General features: G+C 39.9%; 1 protein-coding gene. It reads right to left on the bottom strand.

Going from position 1 to position 1,230, the window contains the following annotated elements; genetic code table 11:
- Positions 1 to 1,079: GntP family permease (locus AC1DUW_RS29600; RefSeq protein ID WP_477644277.1), on the bottom strand; the 1,079-nt coding region annotated here is incomplete at its 3' end.
- Between the last annotated feature and the right edge of the window lie 151 nt (positions 1,080 to 1,230).

The following is a 1,230-nucleotide window of genomic DNA, read 5'->3' as shown; positions in this document are numbered from 1 at the left end:
GTGGATGACCCCTGAGCTGTTTTCAAACCAGCTGCAATAAGGAATGGAACTAACAGGAACAAAGCTCCACTAAAGATGCTTCCAAGATCCCAACCTTGAATGATGTCCGCGATACCTGTATTTTTAATGACTGTTCCAAAAGCCCCGCCTGCTCCTGTAATTAATAAAATTGGGGCTGCATCTAATAAGGCTGTCGCAATCCAATTTGTTAACGTTTCTTCATCATATTTTGGTAGCAAGGTGAGTGCTGAGATAACACCTACAAGCAATGCAATCACGGGCTGGCCTAAGAAAATGAAAAATGAAGCGATACTTCCTTCTGTTCCAATCAGATTTAATACCGAACTAACTCCAATTAGGACGATTGGTAAAACAATTGGTAAAAAGGATTGAAAAGCAGATGGCATTTTCCCAAATGAACGAACAATCTCATCATAATCGTAGTCCAAATCATTTCGATCATCTTCTACCTCTATTTTGCTGGCCACTTTTATTGACCATAAATATCCAGCAAGTGCCGCAGGAATAGCGGTAATAAGCCCTATTAAAATGACAGTTCCTAAATATCCATCTGCTCCTATATTTCCTGCTGCTGCAATTGGACCGGGAGTAGGCGGCACAAGCGTATGTGTTGCATACAAACCAGTTGCAAGCGCAACTGACATTGAAGCAACAGCCACTTTTGCTCGTTTTGCCAAGGCTTTTCTTAAGCTGGATAGAATTACGAATCCAGAATCACAAAAAACAGGTATGGATACAATAAATCCAATCATACTCATCGCTAGCTGCGGTCTTTTTGGACCGACAATACGCAGTACAACCTCTGCCATTCGTAAAGCTGCTCCTGCCTTTTCCAAAATAGTTCCAATAATTGTTCCAAAAACGATGACAAGCCCAATGCTTGTCATCAAACCACCAAATCCCCCGTTTATATTCTCTACAATTTGTTCTAGAGGCATTCCTGAAGCAAACCCAACAAACAAGGTTCCTAACAGAAGTGATAAGAACGGATGTAGCTTAAATTTGGTTGTTGCAAATACAATCAAAAAAACTCCGATGGCTAAAACAATAAATAACATATGATAACCCCCTATTTTTTATTTATTAAAAGAAGCTAAAAAAGTGCGCATTACTTGCTCAGCTGAAACCTCTAAAAATTCAGCCCCTCTTTCCATAGCTTCTTGTAACGTCATGGGAGCGTTTACAAGACTATGAATGCTAGTAATTCCA

The sequence above is a fragment of the Peribacillus sp. P4_C12 genome, assembly GCF_056402095.1.
This window is presented reverse-complemented; position numbering and strand designations above follow the sequence as displayed.